Annotated in this window: 17 protein-coding genes; 9 read left to right on the plus strand and 8 right to left on the minus strand. The window is 65.2% G+C overall.

Features of this window, described 5'->3' with window-relative positions; genetic code table 11:
- Window positions 1–226 precede the first annotated feature (226 nt).
- The 4 genes from I6F37_RS13745 to I6F37_RS13760 all read left to right on the plus strand — a co-directional run bounded on the left by I6F37_RS13745 (window position 227) and on the right by I6F37_RS13760 (window position 6,465).
- Window positions 227–1,933, plus strand: a complete 1,707-nt coding sequence (locus tag I6F37_RS13745; protein ID WP_036026612.1) for an NADH-ubiquinone oxidoreductase-F iron-sulfur binding region domain-containing protein — start codon at window positions 227–229, stop codon at window positions 1,931–1,933.
- Complete coding sequence (fdhF, locus tag I6F37_RS13750) at window positions 1,930–4,698, plus strand: formate dehydrogenase subunit alpha (protein WP_036026611.1); 2,769 nt, start codon at window positions 1,930–1,932, stop codon at window positions 4,696–4,698. Before I6F37_RS13745 ends, fdhF begins: the two co-directional genes overlap by 4 nt.
- A 189-nt stretch (window positions 4,699–4,887) precedes the next feature.
- Window positions 4,888–5,361 (plus strand): Cys-tRNA(Pro) deacylase, encoded by a 474-nt coding sequence (gene ybaK, locus I6F37_RS13755; RefSeq protein WP_225148889.1) that lies wholly within the window; start codon window positions 4,888–4,890, stop codon window positions 5,359–5,361.
- Window positions 5,362–5,379: 18 nt separating this feature from the next.
- Window positions 5,380–6,465, plus strand: a complete 1,086-nt coding sequence (locus I6F37_RS13760; RefSeq protein WP_036026607.1) for a HupE/UreJ family protein — start codon at window positions 5,380–5,382, stop codon at window positions 6,463–6,465.
- A gap of 13 nt (window positions 6,466–6,478) precedes the next feature.
- On the opposite strand, the gene I6F37_RS13765 is transcribed toward I6F37_RS13760, so the two are convergent.
- Window positions 6,479–7,174, minus strand: a complete 696-nt coding sequence (locus I6F37_RS13765) for a GntR family transcriptional regulator (RefSeq protein ID WP_036026606.1) — start codon at window positions 7,172–7,174, stop codon at window positions 6,479–6,481.
- A gap of 148 nt (window positions 7,175–7,322) precedes the next feature.
- Here I6F37_RS13765 and tcuA point away from each other — a divergent pair, with 148 nt between their 5' ends.
- Window positions 7,323–8,714, plus strand: coding sequence for an FAD-dependent tricarballylate dehydrogenase TcuA (gene tcuA, locus I6F37_RS13770; RefSeq protein WP_225151509.1), 1,392 nt, complete (start codon window positions 7,323–7,325; stop codon window positions 8,712–8,714).
- Complete coding sequence (gene tcuB, locus I6F37_RS13775) at window positions 8,701–9,801, plus strand: tricarballylate utilization 4Fe-4S protein TcuB (RefSeq protein ID WP_225151511.1); 1,101 nt, start codon at window positions 8,701–8,703, stop codon at window positions 9,799–9,801. The genes tcuA and tcuB overlap by 14 nt, the downstream gene beginning before the upstream one ends.
- A gap of 26 nt (window positions 9,802–9,827) precedes the next feature.
- On the opposite strand, the gene I6F37_RS13780 is transcribed toward tcuB, so the two are convergent.
- Both I6F37_RS13780 and I6F37_RS45755 read right to left on the minus strand, forming a co-directional pair.
- Window positions 9,828–13,232, minus strand: coding sequence for an acyl-[ACP]--phospholipid O-acyltransferase (locus I6F37_RS13780; protein WP_225151513.1), 3,405 nt, complete (start codon window positions 13,230–13,232; stop codon window positions 9,828–9,830).
- Window positions 13,233–13,574: 342 nt separating this feature from the next.
- Window positions 13,575–13,841 (minus strand): hypothetical protein, encoded by a 267-nt coding sequence (locus tag I6F37_RS45755; RefSeq protein WP_306469129.1) that lies wholly within the window; start codon window positions 13,839–13,841, stop codon window positions 13,575–13,577.
- 51 nt (window positions 13,842–13,892) lie between these two features.
- Here I6F37_RS45755 and I6F37_RS13785 point away from each other — a divergent pair, with 51 nt between their 5' ends.
- A complete protein-coding gene (locus I6F37_RS13785) occupies window positions 13,893–14,513 on the plus strand; it encodes a TetR/AcrR family transcriptional regulator (protein ID WP_081493681.1) in 621 nt (206 codons plus the stop codon).
- A gap of 8 nt (window positions 14,514–14,521) precedes the next feature.
- On the opposite strand, the gene I6F37_RS13790 is transcribed toward I6F37_RS13785, so the two are convergent.
- From I6F37_RS13790 to I6F37_RS13800, 3 genes are all read right to left on the minus strand, one after another.
- Complete coding sequence (locus tag I6F37_RS13790; RefSeq protein WP_225151515.1) at window positions 14,522–15,835, minus strand: GGDEF domain-containing protein; 1,314 nt, start codon at window positions 15,833–15,835, stop codon at window positions 14,522–14,524.
- A gap of 327 nt (window positions 15,836–16,162) precedes the next feature.
- On the minus strand, window positions 16,163–17,467 hold the full coding sequence (gene pncB / locus I6F37_RS13795) for a nicotinate phosphoribosyltransferase (RefSeq protein ID WP_036011351.1): 1,305 nt from the start codon (window positions 17,465–17,467) through the stop codon (window positions 16,163–16,165).
- A 99-nt stretch (window positions 17,468–17,566) separates the two neighbouring features.
- A complete protein-coding gene (locus I6F37_RS13800; protein ID WP_225151517.1) occupies window positions 17,567–18,496 on the minus strand; it encodes a LysR family transcriptional regulator in 930 nt (309 codons plus the stop codon).
- A gap of 90 nt (window positions 18,497–18,586) precedes the next feature.
- Here I6F37_RS13800 and pcaH point away from each other — a divergent pair, with 90 nt between their 5' ends.
- Both pcaH and pcaG read left to right on the plus strand, forming a co-directional pair.
- Window positions 18,587–19,375 carry a protocatechuate 3,4-dioxygenase subunit beta gene (gene pcaH / locus I6F37_RS13805; RefSeq protein WP_036026596.1) on the plus strand — a complete coding sequence of 263 codons (789 nt, stop codon included), beginning with the start codon at window positions 18,587–18,589 and terminating at the stop codon, window positions 19,373–19,375.
- A 5-nt stretch (window positions 19,376–19,380) separates the two neighbouring features.
- Window positions 19,381–20,007 (plus strand): protocatechuate 3,4-dioxygenase subunit alpha, encoded by a 627-nt coding sequence (gene pcaG, locus I6F37_RS13810; protein WP_057026172.1) that lies wholly within the window; start codon window positions 19,381–19,383, stop codon window positions 20,005–20,007.
- Between the two features lie 23 nt (window positions 20,008–20,030).
- Here pcaG and I6F37_RS13815 read toward each other — a convergent pair whose 3' ends face one another.
- Both I6F37_RS13815 and I6F37_RS13820 read right to left on the minus strand, forming a co-directional pair.
- Window positions 20,031–20,642, minus strand: a complete 612-nt coding sequence (locus I6F37_RS13815) for an NYN domain-containing protein (RefSeq protein ID WP_109145102.1) — start codon at window positions 20,640–20,642, stop codon at window positions 20,031–20,033.
- A gap of 344 nt (window positions 20,643–20,986) precedes the next feature.
- Window positions 20,987–21,892, minus strand: coding sequence for a helix-turn-helix domain-containing protein (locus I6F37_RS13820; protein ID WP_109145101.1), 906 nt, complete (start codon window positions 21,890–21,892; stop codon window positions 20,987–20,989).
- Window positions 21,893–21,931 lie beyond the last annotated feature (39 nt).

The following is a 21,931-nucleotide window of genomic DNA, read 5'->3' on the forward strand; positions in this document are numbered from 1 at the left end:
GCCTCAGGCGACGTCGATAGGACTTCGCAATCGCAGCATGAGACGCCTTTATTGATCTTCCGGTCAAATCGGGCTTGGCTCGGCCTTGCTCAAGAACGCAGGGCCGTGCTGGGCTCCGTTGAGCCGTGCAGCGTAACCACTTCCGCGAGCGTGATAATTTTCTTGGCATCTGGCATGCCAGAGGATAGAAGTGGAGTCCTGATAAGGACGAGATCGAGACGAAGCGATGAGCCACGAGGACGTGCACAAGGTCCGCTCCTTCGAGCATCCCGGTGAGGGACGCCGACGCGCCAAGGCGACCCCCAAGGGGCGGCAGGTCGATCCCACGGCCGCGCACGAGATCGAGCTGTTGCTCGGCGACAGGCCGCGGCGGCGCGATCTGTTGATCGAATATCTGCACCTGATCCAGGACAAGTATCACCAGATCTCGGCGGCGCATCTGGCCGCACTCGCCGACGAGATGAAGCTCGCCTTCGCCGAGGTGTTCGAGACGGCGACCTTCTACGCGCATTTCGACGTGGTGAAGGAAGGCGAGCCCGACATTCCCCCGCTGACGATCCGCGTCTGCGATTCGCTCACCTGCGCGATGCTTGGCGGCGAGAAGCTGCTCGAAGATCTGCAGAGCGCGTCAGGTCCCGGCATCCGCGTCGTGCGCGCGCCGTGCGTCGGACGTTGTGATACTGCGCCCGCCGCGGAAGTCGGTCACAATTTCGTCGACCACGCAACAATCGCCAACGTCATGGCGGCGGCGAAGGCCGGCGACACGCACGCGCATCTGCCCAGATATACCGAGTACGATGCCTACCTCGCCGGTGGCGGCTACAAGCTGCTCAATCGTCTGCGCTCCGGCGAATTGTCGAAGGACGATCTCCTGAAAGCGCTCGACGACGCTTCGCTGCGCGGCCTTGGCGGCGCCGGCTTCCCCACCGGGCGTAAATGGCGCGCCGTGCTGGGCGAGCCCGGGCCGCGGCTGATGGCGATCAACGGCGACGAGGGCGAGCCCGGCACGTTCAAGGACCGCTATTATCTCGAAACAGATCCGCATCGCTTCATAGAGGGCATGTTGATCGGCGCCCACGTGGTGCAGGCGAGCGACGTCTACATCTATCTGCGCGACGAATATCCGGCCTCGCGCGAGATCCTCCAGCGCGAGATCGCAAAGCTTCCGTCGGGCGGCCCGACGCTGCATCTGCGGCGCGGCGCCGGCGCCTACATCTGCGGCGAGGAATCCTCGCTGCTGGAGAGCATCGAGGGCAAGCGCGGCCTGCCCCGGCACAAGCCGCCTTACCCGTTCCAGGTCGGCCTCTTCGGCCTGCCGACGCTGATCAACAATATCGAGACGCTGTGGTGGGTGCGCGACATCGTCGAGAAGGGCGCCGATTGGTGGAAGGGCCATGGCCGCCACGAGCGTCACGGCCTGCGCAGCTTCTCGGTCTCGGGCCGCGTCAAGAATCCCGGCATGAAGCTCGCGCCCGCGGGCATCACCGTGCGCGAGCTGATCGAGGAATATTGCGGCGGCATGGCCGACGGCCACCAGTTCTACGCCTATCTGCCGGGCGGTGCGTCTGGCGGCATTTTGCCTGCAGCGATGGACGACATCCCGCTCGATTTCGGCACGCTGGAGAAATACGGCTGCTTCATCGGCTCGGCTGCGATCGTGATCCTGTCGCACAAGGACAGCGTGCGGTCGGCCGCACTGAACCTGATGAAGTTCTTCGAGGACGAGAGCTGCGGCCAGTGCACGCCGTGCCGCGTCGGTACCCAGAAGGCGGCGCTGCTGATGCAAAGGCCGGTCTGGAACCGTGCCTTGCTGGAAGAATTGAGCCAGGCGATGCGCGATGCCTCTATTTGCGGGCTCGGACAGGCGGCATCGAATCCGCTGTCTTCCGTGATCAAATATTTCCCTGACGAGTTCAAGGAAGCCGCCGAATGACCAAGATTACGTTCGAACTCGACGGCAAGCAGGTCGAGGCCAAGCCCGGCGAGACCATCTGGCAGGTCGCAAAGCGCCAAGGCCGCGACATTCCGCACCTCTGCTATTCGCCGGCGCCGGACTATCGCCCCGACGGCAATTGCCGCGCCTGCATGGTCGAGATCGAGGGCGAGCGCGTGCTCGCCGCGTCCTGCAAGCGCACGCCGTCGGTCGGCATGAAGGTGAAGACCGAGAGCGCCCGCGCGACTGCTGCGCAGAAGATGGTGATGGAGCTGCTGGTCGCAGACCAGCCGGCGCGCGAAACCAGCCACGATCCGGAGTCGAAGTTCTGGCACTGGGCCGAGACCACTGGCGTCACCGAGAGCCGCTTTCCAGCCGCCGAGCGCTGGGCCACCGATGCCAGCCATCCGGCGATGCGCGTCAATCTCGATGCCTGCATCCAGTGCGGCCTGTGCGTGCGCGCCTGCCGCGAGGTCCAGGTCAACGACGTCATCGGCATGGCCTACCGCAATGCCGGCGCCAAGATCGTGTTCGACTTCGACGACCCCATGGGCGAGTCCACCTGCGTGGCCTGCGGCGAATGCGTGCAGGCCTGCCCGACCGGCGCCTTGATGCCGGCCGTGATGCTCGACGACAAGCAGACGCGCGTCACCTATGCCGACAAGAAGGTCGATTCGCTCTGCCCGTTCTGCGGCGTCGGCTGCCAGGTCACCTATGAGGTCAAGGACGAGAAGGTGATCTATGCGGAAGGCCGCGACGGCCCCGCCAATCACAATCGTCTCTGCGTGAAGGGCCGCTTCGGCTTCGACTACATCCACCATCCGCATCGCCTGACGAAGCCGCTGGTGCGGTTGCCGAACGCGAAGAAGGATGCGAACGATCAGGTCGATCCGGCCAATCCGTTCACGCATTTCCGCGAGGCGAGCTGGGAGGAAGCGCTCGACATCGCCGCCAAGGGCCTCGTCAAGATCCGCGACGAGAAGGGCGTGAAGGCGCTGGCCGGCTTCGGCTCGGCCAAGGGCTCGAACGAAGAGGCCTATCTGTTCCAGAAGCTGGTGCGCACCGGCTTCGGCTCCAACAACGTCGATCACTGCACGCGCCTCTGCCACGCTTCGTCGGTCGCGGCGCTGTTCGAAGGCCTCAGCTCGGGCGCGGTGTCGGCACCGTTCTCTGCCGCCATGGACGCCGAGGTCATCATCGTGATCGGCGCCAATCCGACTGTGAACCATCCGGTTGCGGCGACCTTCATCAAGAACGCGGTCAAGCAGAACGGCGCAAAACTGTTCGTTATGGATCCGCGCCGGCAGTCGCTGTCGCGGCATGCGACCAAGCATCTGCAGTTCAAGCCCGGCTCCGACGTCGCCATGCTGAACGCGATGATCAACACGATCATCACTGAGGGCCTGACCGACGACCAGTACATCGCCGGCTACACCGAGGGTTTCGAGGACCTCAAGGAGAAGATCAAGGAGTTCACGCCGGAGAAGATGGAGCCGATCTGCGGCGTCCCGGCGCAGACCTTGCGCGAGGTGGCGCGCACCTATGCGCGCGCGAAATCGTCGATCATCTTCTGGGGTATGGGCATCAGCCAGCACGTCCATGGCACCGACAATGCACGCTGCCTGATTGCGCTCGCGCTGATCACCGGCCAAGTCGGCCGTCCCGGCACCGGCCTGCATCCGCTGCGCGGCCAGAACAACGTGCAAGGCGCTTCCGATGCCGGCCTGATCCCGATGTTCCTGCCGGACTACCAGCCGGTGGGGCGCGATGATCTGCGCGGCAGCTTCGAAAAGCTCTGGCAGCAGGATCTCGACCCCGTCCGCGGCCTGACCGTGGTCGAGATCATGAACGCGATCCATGCCGGCGAGATCACGGGCATGTATATCGAGGGAGAGAATCCCGCGATGTCCGATCCCGATCTGCAGCACGCGCGCCATGCGCTGGCGATGCTCGATCATCTCGTGGTGCAGGATCTCTTTGTTACCGAGACTGCGTTCCACGCCGACGTGATCCTGCCGGCCTCGGCTTTCGCCGAGAAGGACGGCTCCTTCACCAACACCGACCGCCGCGTGCAGCTGGCGCGTCAGGTGATCAAGCCGCCCGGCGATGCGCGCCAGGATCTCTGGATCATCCAGGAGATCGGCAAGCGCATGGGCCTGCCGTGGAACTATGCCGGACCCGGCGACGTCTTCACCGAGATGGCAGAGCTGATGCCGTCGCTGAAGAACATCACCTGGGAACGGCTGGTGCGCGAAGGCGCGGTGACCTATCCGGTCGACGATCCGAACAAGCCCGGCAACGAGATCATCTTCACCACGGGCTTCCCGACCGCGAGCGGCCGCGGCAAGATCGTGCCGGCCAAGGTCATCCCGCCGGACGAGATTCCCGACGACGAATATCCGATGGTGCTCTCGACCGGCCGCGTGCTGGAGCACTGGCACACCGGCTCGATGACGCGCCGCGCCCAGGTGCTCGACCAGATCGAGCCCGAGGCGGTCGCGTTCATGTCGCCAAAGGACATGCGCAACAAGAAGCTGGTGCCCGGCGATTTCATTCGCCTGGAGACCCGCCGTGGCGCCGTCGAGGTCAAGGTCCGCTCCGACCGCGACGTGCCGGAGAACATGGTGTTCATGCCGTTCTGCTACGCCGAGGCGGCAGCGAACCTGCTCACCAACCCGGCACTGGACCCGTTCGGCAAGATCCCGGAGTTCAAGTTCTGCGCGGCGCGGGCCGAGCGCGCCGTGATGCAGGACGCGGCGGAGTAGGCTTCGCCGGGAACGACGGCTGGAGTGTGGCGGGAAATTTCCACCCACACCGTCATTGCGAGCCACCGGGTCCGCGCGAAGCGCGGCCCCGATGACAGGCTCCGCGAAGCAATCCAGACTGCCTCCGCGGCAAGATTCTGGATTGCTTCGTTGCTTCGCTCCTCGCAATGACGGTGGTAAATACCGTTCATGTCCAAAGTCACCCCCGCGACACGCGCACTCACGGCCGCCGGTGTTGCTTTCACGGTTCACACCTACGACTATGACCCCGACGCCGAGAGCATCGGGCTCCAGGCGGCGGCCGCGCTCGGCGAGGACCCGGCGCGCGTCCTGAAGACGCTAATGGCGCTAGTCGACGGCAAGCCGGTCTGCGTGGTCGTGCCGTCCGACCAGGAAGTCTCGATGAAGAAGCTGGCGGCGGCGGCGAGCGGCAAGTCGGCGCAGATGATGAAGCCGCCCGAGGCCGAGCGCGTCACCGGCTACAAGGTCGGCGGCATCAGCCCGTTCGGGCAGCGCAAGCCTGTGCGCACCGTGATCGAGCAGAGCGCGCTTGCGCATGATCTCGTCTATCTCAATGGAGGCCAGCGCGGCCTGCAGGTCCGGCTCAAGCCCACCGATGTGCGGGATGTTCTTAAGGCGATCGTGGCGGATGTGCTGGCTTGAAGGCGATGGGACGGGATCATGAGGTGGCCGCTTCTGGCGTGGCTCGCGGTGCTGCTCGGCCTCGCGTTTCCGGCAGAGGCACATGAGGTCAATCTCGTCACCGCGCGCGTGGGGCTGAGCCCTGATCGCTCGGTGAGCGTCGAGCTCGGGTTGAAGGGCAGCGATGTCGATCGCCTGATCGGTACGAAGATCTATGATCCGAAACGGGACGCGGTCGATCCCGCCGCCGTCGAAGCGGCCAAGCCCGCGATCCTCGCCTATATGGTCACGCATCTGGCTGTTACAGGAGGTGCCAGGGCCTGCTCCGCCGGAAATGCAGCGATCCTGGCGGATGGTGACGGCATCGTCTACCGCAACAGCTTTGCTTGTGCCGACGCTGCCGGCGATATCATCTATCGCTCCACCGTGCTGACGGAGAAAGACAGGGCGGCGCGGCAGGTGGTGCTGATCGCGCAGGGCAGGTCCGAGACACAGGCCTTGCTCGACGCCGACAACACGACGGTGACCCTCTCGACGGCGCCGCCGTCGCTGTTCTCGACGATGCAGCGTTATCTCGTCACCGGCGTCGAGCATATCTTCCTCGGTTACGATCACGTCGCATTCCTGGTCGCGATTGTCTTGTGGGCACGGCGGCTCTTGCCGGTCGTCAAGATCGTGACCGCCTTCACCATCGCTCACTCGATCACCCTGTCGCTGGCGGCCCTGAACATCCTGGTCATCCCGAGCCGCATCGTGGAGCCCGCGATTGCGGCTTCGATCGTCTTCGTCGCGGTCGAGAACTTCTTTTCGCGCGATGTCGACCGGCGCTGGCGGGTGGCTTTTCTGTTCGGCTTGATCCACGGCTTCGGCTTCGCCGGTGTGCTGCGCGAGATCGGCCTGCCGCCCAATGCGATCGTTCCGGCGCTGGCCGCCTTCAATGTCGGCGTCGAGATCGGGCAGATCGCGATCGTCGCGCTGATGTTGCCGGTACTTGGCCTGCTGGACCGCGTGACTGCGGCCGGCCGAGAGAAGCCGGCACGAGCGGCAAGGCTGGTCTATGCCATCTCCGCAATGATCGGTCTGCTCGGCGGCTATTGGCTGCTGACGCGAGTGTTCGAGGCGTGATCGGGCAGACGACTTACTGCTTCTGCAACAGTTTCAGCCGGCAGCGGAGAGCTTCGCGGATGTGTGCACGCGCGAGCTGCTCCGCCTTGTCGCCGTTGCGGGTGGCGATCGCATCGAGGATCTTCCGATGCTCGCCGTGGCTGGTCGTCGAGCGTCCCGCCACCGTGAAGGTGGTCGGGCCGAGCAGGGCGATCCAGTCCTGCAATTCCCGCGAGGCGTTGTCGAGATAGCGGTTGCGCGCTGCGCGGCAGATGGCCTCGTGGAAGGCGCGGTTGAGCCTTGCCATTTCTTTTGCCATCTCGGCGGCATCCGTCGCGGATGCCTCGACAAAGGCCTGCTCAATATCGCGGAGCGCGTCGATCTCCGGCTGTGAGGCGTGCTCAGCGGCAAGGCGCGCGGCGGCGCCTTCCATGATCTCACGCATGGCGTAGAGCTCAAGCACCTCGGAGATGTCGAGATTGCGGACGATCAGCCCGCGGCCGCCGGCAGGCGCGACGAAGCCGCGCGCGGCGAGCCGGCCCAGCGCTTCCCGCACCGGCGTGCGACTGACCTTCAGCCGCTGGGCGACCTCTTCCTCGCGAAGGCGGTCGCCGGCGCGGTAGCTGCCGGCCTGGAGCGCTTCGCACAGCGAGCGGAACACGGCTTCGCCGAGCGCAACGCCGCCGCCGCGCGCGATCGTTCCACTTGAGCCTGCCGGACGCCTGGCCATTGTCCCTCGATGCGTACCCTGCCCATGCAGAGATGCCGCTTGCGTAGCTGATGTATATCTTTGTATACAAAGGTGCGCAATGGCCGATCGGCGCGATCGAGGCCCCGCTGGAAGAATGTCTCTAATTTGGCCGCATCGGGCAGACGGGATGAGCAGCAAATACGACGTGCTGGTGATCGGCGGCGGCAACGCCGCCCTGTGCGCGGCGATCAGCGCGCGGCGCGGCGGCGCCTCGGTGCTCGTGCTCGAAGGCGCGCCGAAATTCTATCGCGGCGGCAACACCCGCCACACCCGCAACATGCGCTGCGCCCATGATGCGGCGACCGAAATCCTGACCGGCCCCTACACCGAGGAGGAATTCTGGGAGGATCTGCTGCGCGTCACCGGCGGGCAGACCGACGAGGTGCTCGCCCGACATATGATCCGCGAATCCAAGGACATCCTGAACTGGATCGTGGAGCAGGGTGTGCGCTGGCAGCCCTCGCTCGGCGGCACGCTGAGCCTCGGCCGCACCAACTCCTTCTTCCTGGGCGGCGGGCGGGCGATGCTGAACGCGCTTTATCTCACCGCGGAGCGGCTCGGTGTCGACGTCGAATACGACGCCGAAGTCGTCGATCTCGTGATCGAGGACGGCATGTTCCTCGCCGCGCGCCTCAAGCGGCCGGTCAAGGGCGAGAGCGAGATCCGCGCGACTTCATTGGTCGCCGCTGCGGGCGGGTTCGAGGCCAACATCGAATGGCTGAAGCAATACTGGGGCGAGGCGGCCGACAACTTCCTGATCCGCGGCACGCCCTATAATCGCGGCTCGATCCTGAAGATGCTGCTCGACAAGGGCGTGCAGGAGGTCGGCGATCCCACGCAGTGTCATGCGGTCGCGATCGATGCCCGCGCGCCGAAATTCGACGGCGGCATCATCACGCGGCACGACTCCGTGGTGTTCGGCATCGTCGTCAACAAGCACGCGCAGCGATTCTACGACGAGGGCGAGGACATCTGGCCGAAGCGCTACGCGATCTGGGGCCGGCTGGTCGCGGCGCAGCCCGACCAGATCGCCTACATCATCTTCGATTCCACCGTCGTGACCAGCTTCATGCCGACGTTGTTTCCGCCGATCGCCGGGCAGACGATCGCGGAGCTCGCCGGCAAGCTCGCGCTCGATCCGGCCGCGCTGGAACAGACCATCACCGAGTTCAACGCCGCGGTGCGGCCCGGGACCTTCGACCACACCATTCTGGATGATTGCGTGACGGAGGGCATCACGCCGCCCAAAACGCATTGGGCGCGCCGGATCGAGACGCCGCCTTTTCTCGCCTATCCGGTGCGGCCCGGCATCACCTTCACCTACCTCGGCACGCGCGTGAACAAGGAGGCGCGAATGCTGATGAAGGACGGCAAGCCGTCCGCCAACATGTTCGCGGCCGGCGAGATCATGGCCGGCAATGTGCTCGGCAAGGGCTATGCGGCCGGCATGGGCATGACGATCGGCAGCGTGTTCGGGCGGATCGCAGGACGGGAAGCGGCGAAACATGCACGGAACTAGGATTCTCGACGAAGCCGACCGTTTGATGACGGTCTGCAATTCCTGCCGCTATTGCGAGGGCCTGTGCGCGGTGTTTCCGGCCATGGAGATGCGGCGCGCCTTCTCCGACGGCGATCTCAACTATCTCGCCAATCTCTGCCATTCCTGCGGCGCCTGCTACGTCGACTGCCAGTTCTCGCCGCCGCACGAATTCAACGTCAACGTCCCGAAGACGTTGGCGGTTGCGCGCGCGGAGTCCTATGCGGCCTATGCGTGGCCGCGGCCGCTCTCCGGCGCCTTCGCGCGCAACGGCCTCGTCATCAGCCTCACCGCCGCGCTCAGCATGGCGATCTTCATTCTCGGCTTTGCCGCCTTGAATGACCGCGGCGTGTTGTTCGGCGTGCATACCGGCCCCGGCGCCTTCTACAAGCTGATGCCGCACAATGCGATGGTCGCGCTGTTCGGCGCCGCATTCCTCTACGCGATCCTTGCCCTCGTCATGAGCGTGCGCGCCTTCTGGCGCGACATCAGCCCGCCGATTGGCGGCCGCGCCGATAACGGCTCGATCTTCCAGGCGATCCGCGACGCCGGCGAGCTGCGCTATCTCCATGGCGGCGGCGTCGGCTGCTACAATGAGGACGACAAGCCGACCGACCGGCGCAAGCTCTATCACCACCTGACCTTCTACGGCTTCCTCCTATGCTTTGCAGCGACCTCGGTGGCGACGCTCTATCATTATCTGCTCGGCCGCGAGGCGCCGTATCCGTGGTGGGACCTGCCCGTGGTGCTCGGCACGCTCGGCGGCATCGGCCTGATCGTCGGGCCCATCGGCCTGTTCGCGGCCAAGATGCGGAGCGATCCCGCGCTGCTCGACGAATACAGCTACGGCATGGACGTCGGTTTCATCGCCATGCTGTTCCTGACTGGCCTCACCGGAATGCTGCTGCTGGTGCTGCGCGAGACCGCCGCGATGGGCCCGTTGCTGGCGCTGCATCTCGGCGCGGTGTTCGCATTGTTCATCACTATGCCCTACGGCAAGTTCATGCACGGCATCTATCGCTTTGCCGCGCTGGTGCGCTACGCGCAGGAGCGGCGGACGGCGGCGTGACCCCGCGCCGCCCGTCTCGCAACCTCTTACGCGACCTCGCGCTCGGGCGGGGATCCCTGCTCGCGGGCCATCGTCGTGGCCGTGACATAGTCGGTCTTGCCGGTGCCGAGCAACGGCACCTTGTCGACCACCATGATCGCAGCGGGCACGGTCAGCTCGGAGGCGCCGATCGCCTTGGCCTGGGCCTGCATCGCGCTGCGCTCGGCGTTCTTCTCGGTCGTCAGCAGCACGATGCGCTCGCCCTTGCGCTGGTCGGGGATCGACACGGCGACGGATGCCGCCTGCGGCCATAGCGACGCCGCGATGGCTTCGACCGCGGACAGCGAGACCATTTCGCCCGCGATCTTGGCAAAGCGCTTGGCGCGGCCCTTGATGGTGATGAAGCCGGCCGCGTCGATCGAAACGATGTCGCCGGTGTCGTGCCAGCCGTCGGGGAGCCTTTCGAGCACGCCGGGATTTTCGGCCCTGAGGTAGCCGAGCATCACGTTCGGGCCGCGCACCGAGAGGCGTCCGCCTTCCTCGATGCCGGGGACCGGATCGAGGCGGCTTTCCATCAGCGGCGAGAGACGGCCGACGGTGCCGGGGCGGTTGGCCATCGGCGTGTTCATCGCCAGCACCGGCGCCGTCTCGGTGACGCCATAGCCTTCGAGGATGCGAATGCCGTAGCGCTCCATGAAGACCTGCCGCGTGCGGTCCTTGACCGCCTCGGCGCCGGCGATGACGAGGCGCAGGGTGCGGAAGTCGTAAGCGTGCGCCGAGCGCGCATAGCCGGTCAGGAACGTATCCGTGCCGAACAGGATCGTAGCGCCGGTCTGGTAGATCAGCTCGGGCACGATCCGGTAGTGCAGCGGCGAGGGATACATGTAGATCGGAATGCCCGCCAGCATCGGCATCATCATTCCGCCCGTGAGTCCAAACGAGTGGAACACAGGCAGCACATTGAACACCTTGTCATTCGCGTTGGCATCGACCCGCGCCAGCGCCTGCGCCGCGTTGGCGAGGATGTTGCGGTGGGACAGCACCACGCCCTTGGGCGTACCTTCCGAGCCCGACGTGAACAGCACGACGGCGGGATCGTTGGCCTGGCGGGGCACGCGCGGCGTCGTGCCGGCGAGCAGGCCCTTGATCTTGTCGGCGAGGCCGATCGAGGCGCGGACGTCCTCGAGATAGACGACGCGTGCCTCCGCGGAGATCGCAGTCATCAGCTTGTCGAGCTTGCCTTTCTCGATGAAGGCCTTCGACGTCAGCACGGTCTTGACCTGCGCGGCCTTCATGGCGGCGAGCACGTTGACCGGACCGGCCGAGAAATTGAGCATCGCCGGCACCCGGCCGCTGTTCTGCAGCGCCATGAAGACGACGGCGACGCCCGCGGAGTTCGGCAGCAGCACGCCGACATTCTCGCCGGTTGCGGTGCCGTTCTCGAGCTTGCGGCTCAGGACCTGCGCGCCGAGGATCAGCTTGCGATAAGTCAGCTTGGTGCCGAGCGCGTCCTCGATGATGACCTTGCCGGTGTCGCGGTCGCGATAGGCGTGTCCGAGGGCTTCGAACAGCGTGTGATCGAGCATGGCGTTCTTGACGAGGGCGTCGATCATGACGTCCTGCAGCGCGGCGCCGGCAGCGTTGCGGCGTGCCTTGCCCTTGAGCGTTTCGTCGACCGGAAGCTTGACCGGCGGCAGGATCGTCACCGTCACGCGCGGAAACCAGGACCGCTTGATCTGGCTGGAGTTGAGATAGCTGAGATAGGAGCGCTGCGCGCCTTCGATCCGGACCGGCACGACCACGGCGTCGGCCTTGTCCGCGATCATCGCGGTGCCGTCATACACCTTCATCAGCGATCCCGAGACGGTGATCCGTCCCTCCGGGAAGATCACGACGGGCTCGCCAGCGGCGACGAGCTTGATCAGGTCGCGCGCGGCCAGCGGCTTGCTCGGGTCCATCGTGTAGTGCTTGACGGCGCGCAGGAACGGCTTGGCCCACCAGGCCTTGGCGATGCCGGTGTCGACCGCAAAGCTCGCGTCGATCGGCAGCACGGCGTGCAGCAGCGGGCCGTCGATCAGGCTGACATGGTTCGGCGCGATCAGCATGCGCGTGCCGGGAGGCGGCAGGTTTTCGAGGCCGCGCACCTCGGTACGGAACAGGGCGCGGAACAGAAGCCCGCCAGCATCGCGCACACCTTCCTTGCCCCACTTGGTCAGCACGAACCACACCGCGCCGAAGCTGGCGACGCCGAGGCCGAAGAAGATCCAGCCGATATGCAGACCTGCCGCCTGCAACAGCGCGACGAACAGCGAGCCGACCACCATGAAGGCGGCCTGCAGCACGTTGCCGGCGGCGATGATGCGGGCGCGCTCGGAAGGTTGCGACCAGGCCTGGACCGCGGCAAAGGACGGAACGACGAACAGGCCGCCGCCGAAGGCGAAGGCGACGAAGTCGGCCAGCATGCGCAGGCCACCGAACGAAGTCGCGAAGCCGAGCGCAGTGATCTCGTGCCCCTTTGCGGTGACGCCGATGGCCCAGGCGAGATCGAGGCCCGCAAACCCCATGATGATGGCGCCGATCGGCACCAGCGCGAGGTTCGGGCGAACGTGGCTGAGGCTGGCGGCAAACAGCGAGCCGATGGCGATGCCGATCGCGAAGATGGCAAGGCACAGCGTCACGACGCCCTCGGTGCCGCCGACGACGTCCTTGATCAGCGCCGGCAGCAGCGACAGCACGATGGCGCCGACCAGCCAGAACCAGGAAACGATCACGGTGCCGTCCCAGAGGCGATGGTCGGCACGAAGCGTCCTGAGCAGGCTCACCGTCGACGTCCAGGGATTGGCGTCGACGGGCAGCTCAGGCGCGGAGGGCGTCGTCTGCGGAATGCGGGACGCGAACGCCCAGGACAACACGGCCAGCACGACCACGGCGGATGCGACCCAGCCCATATGCGCGGAGCCGGCGACGAACTGGCCGCCCGCGACGGTGCCGAGCAGGATCGCCATGAAGGTCGCGCCTTCGACCAGCGCGTTGCCGGTCGCGAGTTCGCCGAGCTCGAGCTGGTCCGGTAGCATCGCGTATTTCACCGGGCCAAACAGCGCGGCGATGGTACCGAACAGTGCGAGCGCTGCGAACAAGAGCGGCACCGAATGCAGGAAGAAGCCGGCAGCGGCGAAGCAGGCTGCAAAGATCTCGACGAATTTGAGCCGCCTTGCGACGACGGATTTGACGTATTTGTCGGCGAGCTGGCCGCCGAGCCCGGACAGGATGAAGTAGGGGAAGATGAAGACGGCGCCTGCCACCGTCACCAGCGCATCGCCGTGGCTCGTCGCCGCGCTGTAGAGCAGGATGATGACGAGCGCATTCTTGAGCACGTTGTCATTGAGCGCCGAGAAGAATTGCGCCCAGAACAGCGGTGCAAAGCGGCGTGACGACATCAATTCCCTGATCATGACTGGTCCTGTTTTGGCAAGGCAGACTGAGGTTGTTACGTTGTCTGTGAAACGTCACGACCGGAAGCATAGGGCGAACGATTGCGCGGCAACGAAGTTGCTGGCCTGCTCTGTCCCCTCGGTTCCTCCGATCCTGTTGGTCTCCAATCGGCATCGTTAGGTTCGCAAATATCCGGTCGAGGCCGGGCGGAGCGGCCTCGCTCGCCCGGATATGGCGCCGGGCGATGAAGGAAAGGCTGAACCGCATCGTCGAAATCCGCCGGATCGGCCACGCCCGTCCGGACATGGTTAAGTCCATCCTTGCAGCCGGCGCTTGCATTCGAGCCGACCCGCGTGCGCGCCTCAGGTGAGATGGGCGAGGTGGCGAAACGGCGAGAAGCGGCCGAGCAGGCTGAACCGGCGGCCCTCGTGACGGGCACGCGCACGGCTCGCCCGCCACATCCGAAGAGTCGCCCGGCGTTCGGCGAGCACACCGGCAACGTCGCAGGCGTTGGCGATGCGATTGACCGGGGCCATGGCCAGCCGCAGCAGGGCCCGGCAAAAGCCGGCGACGAGGGCGGCGGCGTCATCGACGAAGGTGGTGGCGATATCGACAGCAAGGGTTTGCATTTTCCAGGTCTCCAGGTTAAATTGAACAATGTTCACATGAGTAGCTTGAAAATGAACAATGTTCAAGAAGAATCGCTGCGCGATCAGAAAAAATTTCGGCGCCGGCTCCAGATCGTCGAGATCGCCCGCGGCATCATCTCAGCTAAGGGGCTGAGATCATTGAAGGTTCGGGATGTTGCCGAGGCTGCCGGCTGCTCGGTCGGCAGCGTCTATAACGAGTTTGGCGACTTCGACGGGGTCATTCTGACGGTGAACCGGGAAACGGTTCAGGCGCTCACGGCCCGGCTCCGTGGTGTTCCCGCCGAGGATCCGGTCCGCCAGCTCTATGGGCTCGCCGAGACTTATCTCGACTTCTTCGCCGCGCACGCCAATTTGCTGCGTTCCCTGTTCGAGCATCGGATGGAGGACGATCGCCCCTATCCGGACGACATCCTCCAGATGGTGATGGATGCGTTCGCGCTGATGCATCCGCCCCTGGTGCGGCTATTGCCGGATGCGGACGACGTGAAGATTGCGCTGCTGTCGCGCACGCTGTTTTCCGCCGTGCATGGCATCATCTCGCTCGGCCTCGAGGAGCGCATGGTGGCCGTGCCGTCGCAGATGCTGCGCCAGCAGATCGAACAATTCGTCGACACCCATCTCGCAGGACTTGGAATTCTGCCCCTGCGGTGACGATGCCATTACCCTCGTGCAGCGACCGCTTCGCGCGGGCGTGGCGCAACGACGACAACGTCCGATCGGCTGTTCTCGACCTGAACGCGGTTGCGGCCCTTTTCCTTGGCGCGGTAGCAGGCGGCATCCGCGCGCCGCATCGCATCCTCGAGCGTGATGTTGCCGTCGGCGATGCAGGCGACGCCGATGCTGGCGGTCACGGCAAAGCAACGGTCGTCCCAGGCGAAATTGAACAGCTCCAGCGACCGGCGCAGACGCTCGGCGATGTCGACGGCGTCGAAGGGCGAGCATCGCGGCAGGATCAGGCCGAATTCGTCACCGCCGAGCCGGGCCACCAGATCATGCGCATGCCGGTCCTGCTGCAGCAGGCGCGAGACCTGGCAGAGGAGGCTGTCGCGGGCGAGGTGGCCGCAACTGTCGTTGACGCTCTTGAACTGGTCGAGGTCGAGCAGGATGAGGGCGAGCGCACCCGCTGCGGCATTGTCCAACTCGGCTTGCAGGCGCGCCTCGAAGGCGCGGCGGTTGGAGAGGCCGGTCAACCAATCATGCGATGCCTGCCAGGCCAGGCGCTCCTTCTCGGCATGCAGGGCGTCTTCGAAGACCTGCCGTTGCCGCACCAGGCGCCGCGTATGCCAGATCAGGAGCAGGATCAGCGCCGCGGCGGTGAGGATGTTGATGCCCGTCAGCGTCAGCTTGATCGCCCGGGATGCTTCGCCGAGGACAGTGGAGAATTGCTTGGCATGCACCGTGAACTGGGCATTGAGCTCCGATAGCCGCGACGACAGGAATTGCAGGCGGTCGTCGTCCTGAATGGGACCTTTCTTCAGCTCGGATCGAATGACCTCGCCGAACACGCTGAGCTCCAGCAGCATGGGATCGGTGGCGGTCCATTCCCTGATCGCGTCCTGGAGGAAGCTGACGCGATTGAAATAGCGAAACAGCCAGATCAGTCCCGGGACGTCATCGGGATGGTTGCCGCCTTGCAGAAAGCCGACGCGGGCGGCCTCGACGTCGACCGGATCGCGTTCCAGCGCCCAGCGCGCGAACTCGTCGCCGATGGGGACGGCGAGTGAAGCCTGATATTGCGCGAACTGGCTCGGTTCGCCCGAATGCAGGTAGAGATTGAGGAAGTAGACCGCGTTCTTCTGCGAGCGCGACCAGAGTGCTTCGCCGGCGACATAGGCGCGGACCGACGACATCACCTCGAGACTGAATCCGGCGATCGCCGCCTGCAGCACGACGACCATCACGAAAGGCGAGACGAGCTTGATGACGTGAAGGAGGTTGCCGCCCTCCGCCGACGCCGCTGTTCTGCGAAACACACCAGTCCCCAAGTCGATCGACGCGCCCGGCAGGGGCGTTGCGCCTGCAACGCAAAGTAGACGAGATGGTTGCTTAACTGGACCTGAAAACTGCGAGGGATTGTGACGGACGGTGAAGGTAATGTGACGTGGATGCACGCAGATCGTTTCAAATGCCGCGAAATCGGAGCTGATGCGATATCGCGAACCAATGCCTTGTCATTGCGAGCGCAGCGAAGCATCCAGCTTGCCTCCGCGGCTTCATTCTGGATTGCTTCGTCGCAAGAGCTCTTCGCAATGACGACGTAGCGGCGGACGGGCGCTACACGCTCTTCGTGGACGTGTGTCCTACACCAGCACCGGCTTGCGCACGCGACCGGCGTCGCCGAACACGCGCAGATAACGCTCGATTTCCGAGGGCAGGCCGGTCGCCTTCTCCGGATTGTCGGAGAGCTTGACGGCCGGACGGCCGTCGACCGATGAGACCTTGCAGACCAGCGAGATCGGATCGAGGCTGATCGAGCCGTCCGGCGTGCAGCCGACGAAATCGTTGGTGAGGTTGGTGCCCCAGCCGAAGGAGAGCCGCACGCGCCCTGCGAAGTGGCGATAGGTGTCCTCGATCGAGCCGACGTCCATCGCGTCGGAGAAGACGAGCAGCTTGTCCTTGGGGTTGCGACCCTGCTTCTGCCACCAGGCGATGATCTCCTCCCCAGCCTGGATCGGCGGCGCGCTGTCGGGGCGGAAGCCGGTCCAATCGGCGACCCATTCCGGTGCATCGCGGAGGAAGGTCCTGGTACCGAAGGCGTCGGGCAGCGCGATCAGGAGGTTGCCGCCGTAAGTCTGACGCCACTGGTCGAGAATGCGGTAGGGCGCCCAGCGCAATTCCTCGTCGTCCCTGGCGAGCGCGGCGGCCACCATCGGCAGCTCGTGCGCGTTGGTGCCGATGGCTTCGAGATCGTTGTCCATCGCGAGAAGCACGTTGGAGGTGCCGATGAAGGAGGGGCCGAGGCCTTCCTTCACCGCCTCGACGCACCAGCGCTGCCAGAGGAAGCCGTGGCGGCGACGCGTTCCGAAGTCGGAGAGCCGCAGGTTCTCGAGTTGGCGCAGCCGTTCGACCTTGGTCCACAACTTGGCCTTGGCGCGGGCGTAGAGCACGTCGAGCTCGAAGCGGCCGCGGCCCTTCATGGCCGCACGCGAACGCAGCTCGTTGAGGATCGCAAGCGCCGGAATCTCCCACATCGTGGTGTGGGTCCAGGGCCCGTGGAAATGCAGCTCGTACTGGCCCTCGACCTTGCGCAGCTCGTATTCGGGAAGGCGGAATTCCGCCAGCCAGCGGATGAAATCCGCCGAGAACATATGGGTCTTGCCGTAGAAGGTGTTGCCGGCCAGCCAGATCAGCTCCTTCTTGGTGAAGCGGATGGTGCGGGCATGGTCGAGCTGGGCGCGCAGCTCGCCCTCGTCGATGATCTCGGCAAGGCGCACATGGCGCGAGCGGTTGATGACCGAGAAGGTCACATTCTGACTCGGGTAATCCTCCCGAATCATCTGTAACATCAATAGTTTGTAGAAGTCGGTATCGAGCAGGCTGCGGATGATGGGATCCAGCCGCCAGCTGTGATTGTAGGTCCGGTTCGCAATGTCAGTCACTGTCATGGGGGGATTTTAGCGCGGCTCCCCCTGCGCAACCAGTGGGTTTGGGAAAGGCAGTCTTGCGGAGCGCGGCGCCTGATATCAGGACATGAGAACGGCAGGTCAGAACGTGGCGGCCGTGGCCGCGACGGCCTCGAGCTGGCTCCTGACCCAGCGGTGGGCCGGGTCCTTCTGGTAGCGCTGGTGCCAGACCATGAACATCGGCAGCTCGGCCAGGGTCTTCGTGCGGGACGCCAGCGGGATCGGTGTTTGCGCAAAGCCGCGCATTACGCCGGACGCGAGCAGGCTCGGCATGCTCGCCAGCATCTGTGAGCCGCGCAGGAACGACGGCACGCCGGAGAAGCTCGGCACGGAGATCGCGATGTCGCGGTGGAGCCCGTTCGCTGCCAGCCGGCGGTCGAAGTCGAGCCGCTCATTGTCGGTATAGACCACGGTGATGTGACGCGCCGCGAGATAGGCATTGCGGCTGGCCGGCGCGGCGCGCGCTTTGGGATCGTAGTAGCAGACGTAGTGATCCCTCAGCAGCCGCTTCTGCACGATGTCGACGCCGGACGGCGGCAGCGGCGTGACCAGCAGGTCGCAGCGGTTTTCGCGCAGCATCGCGGGCGAGGGCGATTGCGAGGGGATCACGCGCAGATTCAGGCTCTTCACTTGTGCGGCGACGTGATCGAAGAACCGCGGCAGCAGCAGGTCGCGCTGGAAGTCGTTGGCCGCGATCGTCAACGACAGCTGTGCGCGGGGCGGCTCAAAGCTGACGCCGCCGGCAAAGCTGCGCATCTCGTCGATCAGCGCGCGTGCCTTGCCGGCCAGTGCCTGCGCATGGGCCGTCGCAACGATGCCACGGCCGGACTTGGCGAACAGCGGATCGCCGGCAATCCGCCGCAGCTTGTTCAACCCGTGGCTGACGGCAGACTGGGTGAGGCCGAGCCGCGTCGCTGCCGCCGTCACCGAGCCTTCCTCCAGCACCGCCAGGAACAGCTCGAGGGCATGGCCGTCGAGGGCCAAATGATCGATTTCCTTCATGCAATTCATTATAATTCATCTATTTATTTTGAGAATAGGCTGGCTCATGCTCTCCCGATAAGCCGCCCGACCCCGGGCTCCCAGGGAGAGACAACGCCGATGAATGCCCAGGCGCCAGCCTTGCGGGATCCCCGCCTCAATCGTCCCGAGCCCTTGACGCCGCCGCTCGGCGACGGCGGCTTCTTCCAGCGCGACCGCGCGATCCATCCGCCGGCGCATGCGCCAGGCTACAAGTCCTCGGTGCTGCGCTCGCCGCGCCAGTCGCTGCTGTCCTTGGAGAACTCGATCTCGGAGATCACGGGGCCGGTGTTCGGCCACAACGATCTCGGCCCGCTCGACAATGATTTGATCCGCAACTACGCCAAGGACGGCGATCCCGTCGGCGAGCGCATCATCGTCCACGGCCGCGTGCTGGACGAGACCGGCCGGGGCGTTCCGAACACGCTGGTCGAGTTCTGGCAGGCCAATGCCGGCGGCCGCTACCGGCACAAGAAGGACACCTATCTGGCGCCGATCGATCCCAATTTCGGCGGCTGCGGCCGCGCGCTCACCGACGACACCGGCTACTATTACTTCCGCACCGTGAAGCCGGGCCCCTATCCCTGGCGCAACTACGTCAACAGCTGGCGCCCCGCCCACATCCACTTCTCGGTGTTCGGCTCGGGCTTCGCCCAGCGGCTGATCACGCAGATGTATTTCGAGGGTGACCCGCTGATCCCGGTTTGTCCGATCCTGACGACGATCCCGGACAAGGACGCGCTCGACCGCCTCGTGGCGCCGCTCGACCTCAACGCCTCGACGCCGTTCGACTCGCTCGCCTACCGCTTCGACATCGTGCTGCGCGGCCAGCGCTCCACCTATTTCGAAAATCGCACCGCGGGGAACTAACGCCCATGCCGCAACCGCTCAATTATCTCAAGGAAACCGCCTCGCAGACCGCCGGGCCCTACGTCCATATCGGCCTGATCCCGGCCATGGCCGGCTTCGACATCTTCGAGAAGAACTTCTCCAACGTGCTGGTGAGCCCGAACACCAAAGGCGAGCGCATCACGCTGGAGGGCAAGGTGCTCGACGGCACCGGCACGCCGCTGCGCGACGTGCTGCTGGAGATCTGGCAGGCGAATGCGGCCGGCCGCTACAACCACCCCGCTGATCGCTCCGCCGGCGCGCTGGAGGACGAGTTTCGCGGCTGGGGCCGCGCCGGCTCCGACTTCGAGAGCGGCCTCGTCACCTTCGAGACCATCAAGCCGGGCGCGATCACCGACAGGACGGGGCGCAAATGCGCGCCGCACGTCAACCTCTGGATCGTCGCCCGCGGAATCAACATCGGCCTCAACACGCGGCTCTATTTCTCGGACGAAGAGGCGGCCAACGCTGCCGATCCCGTGCTCAACCTCATCGAGCAGCCGGTGCGCCGCAAGACATTGATCGCAACCCGCAGCGAGCGCGCCGGCAAGATCGTGTATTCCTTCACGATCAATCTGCAGGGGCCGGAGGAGACGGTGTTCTTCGACGTGTGAGGTGTCGGGCCGCCGTCCTTCGATCATTCCACCCGGTCGTCGCGCCTGATCGTTCCGCGCGCGAGGAATTGCGGTGGCTGCCGCATTTCGCGCGATACCGGTCGATCGGGTGGATCGCGCCCCACTTTTGGTTTCAACTCCACCAGATCGATGAATATGTCCGCCTGCCGGCGCAGGTCGTCGGCGATCATGGGCGGCTGAGTGGAGAGCGTGGAGACGACAGTCACGCGGACGCCGCGGCGTTGCAAGGCTTCGACCAGCGAACGGAAATCCCCATCGCCCGAGCACAACACGATCTGATCGACGTGCTGGGCAAGCTCCATCGCGCTTACGGCGAGGTCCACATCCATGCTGCCCTTCACCTTGCGGCGGCCGGTAGCGGGGTCGACGAACTCCTTGGCGAGTTTGGTGACGACGGTGAAGCCGTTGTAGTCGAGCCAATCGATCAAGGGGCGGATCGACGAATATTCCTGATCCTCGATGATGGTCGTGTAGTAGAAGGCCCGTAACAGCGTAGCTCGGCTTTGAAATTCACTGAGCAGGCGTCTGTAGTCGATCTCGAAGCCGAGCGCCTTGGCGGTGGCATGGAAATTGGAGCCGTCGATAAAGAGCGCGCTCTTCCCAAGCGAAGACATTATGCACAACTCCCCGGGTTCGGCACGAAAGCCGACCGTCCAGCCGAAATGGCGCGGCGTATCGGCGGGAATAACTGAAGGCGTCGATGGCTTTGCTGAAAAGGCGGCGCAGACGACCGGACAGGGTTGGCCGCCTTGCGCCGAGGTTAGGGAGGTTCCATGCCACCAGCGCCAGGGCGCCGAATGCCGTCACGCTAGGGCGAGGGCGTGCCCCGCTCAATTGTACGGAGGTAAAGCGCCTCTATCCAAAGGATGGGGCGCTATATACGAAGGTAAGTGGCAACGAGAGACATCGCGGATCCGGGGCGCGTCGATCAGACGTGCCCTGATCCTTGTCCGGTGGTTCAGCCTTCGCCGCCATGGAGCCGGGCGCGAAAGGCGCGCGGTGAGACCCCCGTGGCGGCGGCGTAGACCCGGCTGAAATAGGCGGGGTCCTCGAAGCCGAGGGCGTAGGCGATGGTCGAGACCGGCAGGTTGGTGTAGACGAGGTTGCGCCGCGCCTCCCGGATCAGGCGGTTGAGGATCAGATGCGAGGCGGTGTCGCCGGTCGCCGCCCGCGTGATCCGGTTGAGATGCGTCGGTGTCACCGACAGCGCCTCGGCATAGTCGGCGACGCTCCAGCGCTCCAGATGATGCTGCTCCAGCAGCGCCTCGAAGCGGCGGAACAACCCGCTTTCCGCGGTGCCGTTGCCGCCGCTCTCGCCCGTGAGCGCGCGGGCCACGAGCCCGATCATGGCCGACGACAAGGCGCGGAGCACATGCGCACGGCCGAAGTCGCGCGCGGCGTGCTCGGCGAAAATCTGCTTCATCGTGGCGCGGATCTGCGGCGTGCCGCGCACCACCGCCGACCGCGACAGCGCACCGCGCAGGCCCTCGGCGGCGAGCAGCGCTTCGTCGAGGATCTCCGCGGCGATGGTCAACACCCAGCCTTGCGTGTCGGGCTCGAAGCGGAAGCCGTGGACGTGGCCGACCGGCACGTTGACGATCTGCATCGGCCTCAGCGGCACCACGCGCCCGTCGAGCGTCGCCTCGCCGCCGCCGCGCTCGATCAGCAGCACCTGGTGCAGCCGGGCATGGCGGTGCACGGCCAGCGTCCAGTCGTGCAGCACCGAACGCGAGGCGATCGTCTCGCAATGCACGACATCGGGCAGATCGCCGGACTCGCCGAACAGATTGTAGACCCGGATGGCCGGGGCGGGGGCCGCGCTTCTCATGTTCGAATAGTACAAGACAAAGGCGAAACCCTCCATCGGCTTGCGCCTTAACGTATGCAAAAAAATGCCGACGGG

It is taken from the genome of Bradyrhizobium sp. NBAIM08 (assembly GCF_020193935.1).
In the GTDB taxonomy this organism is placed as follows: Bacteria; Pseudomonadota; Alphaproteobacteria; order Rhizobiales; family Xanthobacteraceae; genus Bradyrhizobium; species Bradyrhizobium yuanmingense.

Excerpts from the sequence above, each read along its gene's own strand:
- I6F37_RS13745 (WP_036026612.1), top strand. The coding sequence starts at position 227 with ATGAGCCACGAGGACGTGCACAAGGTCCGCTCCTTCGAGCATCCCGGT.
- fdhF (WP_036026611.1), top strand. The coding sequence starts at position 1,930 with ATGACCAAGATTACGTTCGAACTCGACGGCAAGCAGGTCGAGGCCAAG.
- ybaK (WP_225148889.1), top strand. The coding sequence starts at position 4,888 with ATGTCCAAAGTCACCCCCGCGACACGCGCACTCACGGCCGCCGGTGTT.
- I6F37_RS13760 (WP_036026607.1), top strand. The coding sequence starts at position 5,380 with ATGAGGTGGCCGCTTCTGGCGTGGCTCGCGGTGCTGCTCGGCCTCGCG.
- I6F37_RS13765 (WP_036026606.1), bottom strand. The coding sequence starts at position 7,174 with ATGGCCAGGCGTCCGGCAGGCTCAAGTGGAACGATCGCGCGCGGCGGC.
- tcuA (WP_225151509.1), top strand. The coding sequence starts at position 7,323 with ATGAGCAGCAAATACGACGTGCTGGTGATCGGCGGCGGCAACGCCGCC.
- tcuB (WP_225151511.1), top strand. The coding sequence starts at position 8,701 with ATGCACGGAACTAGGATTCTCGACGAAGCCGACCGTTTGATGACGGTC.
- I6F37_RS13780 (WP_225151513.1), bottom strand. The coding sequence starts at position 13,232 with ATGATCAGGGAATTGATGTCGTCACGCCGCTTTGCACCGCTGTTCTGG.
- I6F37_RS45755 (WP_306469129.1), bottom strand. The coding sequence starts at position 13,841 with ATGCAAACCCTTGCTGTCGATATCGCCACCACCTTCGTCGATGACGCC.
- I6F37_RS13785 (WP_081493681.1), top strand. The coding sequence starts at position 13,893 with ATGAACAATGTTCAAGAAGAATCGCTGCGCGATCAGAAAAAATTTCGG.
- pncB (WP_036011351.1), bottom strand. The coding sequence starts at position 17,467 with ATGACAGTGACTGACATTGCGAACCGGACCTACAATCACAGCTGGCGG.
- I6F37_RS13800 (WP_225151517.1), bottom strand. The coding sequence starts at position 18,496 with ATGAATTGCATGAAGGAAATCGATCATTTGGCCCTCGACGGCCATGCC.
- pcaH (WP_036026596.1), top strand. The coding sequence starts at position 18,587 with ATGAATGCCCAGGCGCCAGCCTTGCGGGATCCCCGCCTCAATCGTCCC.
- pcaG (WP_057026172.1), top strand. The coding sequence starts at position 19,381 with ATGCCGCAACCGCTCAATTATCTCAAGGAAACCGCCTCGCAGACCGCC.
- I6F37_RS13815 (WP_109145102.1), bottom strand. The coding sequence starts at position 20,642 with ATGTCTTCGCTTGGGAAGAGCGCGCTCTTTATCGACGGCTCCAATTTC.
- I6F37_RS13820 (WP_109145101.1), bottom strand. The coding sequence starts at position 21,892 with ATGGAGGGTTTCGCCTTTGTCTTGTACTATTCGAACATGAGAAGCGCG.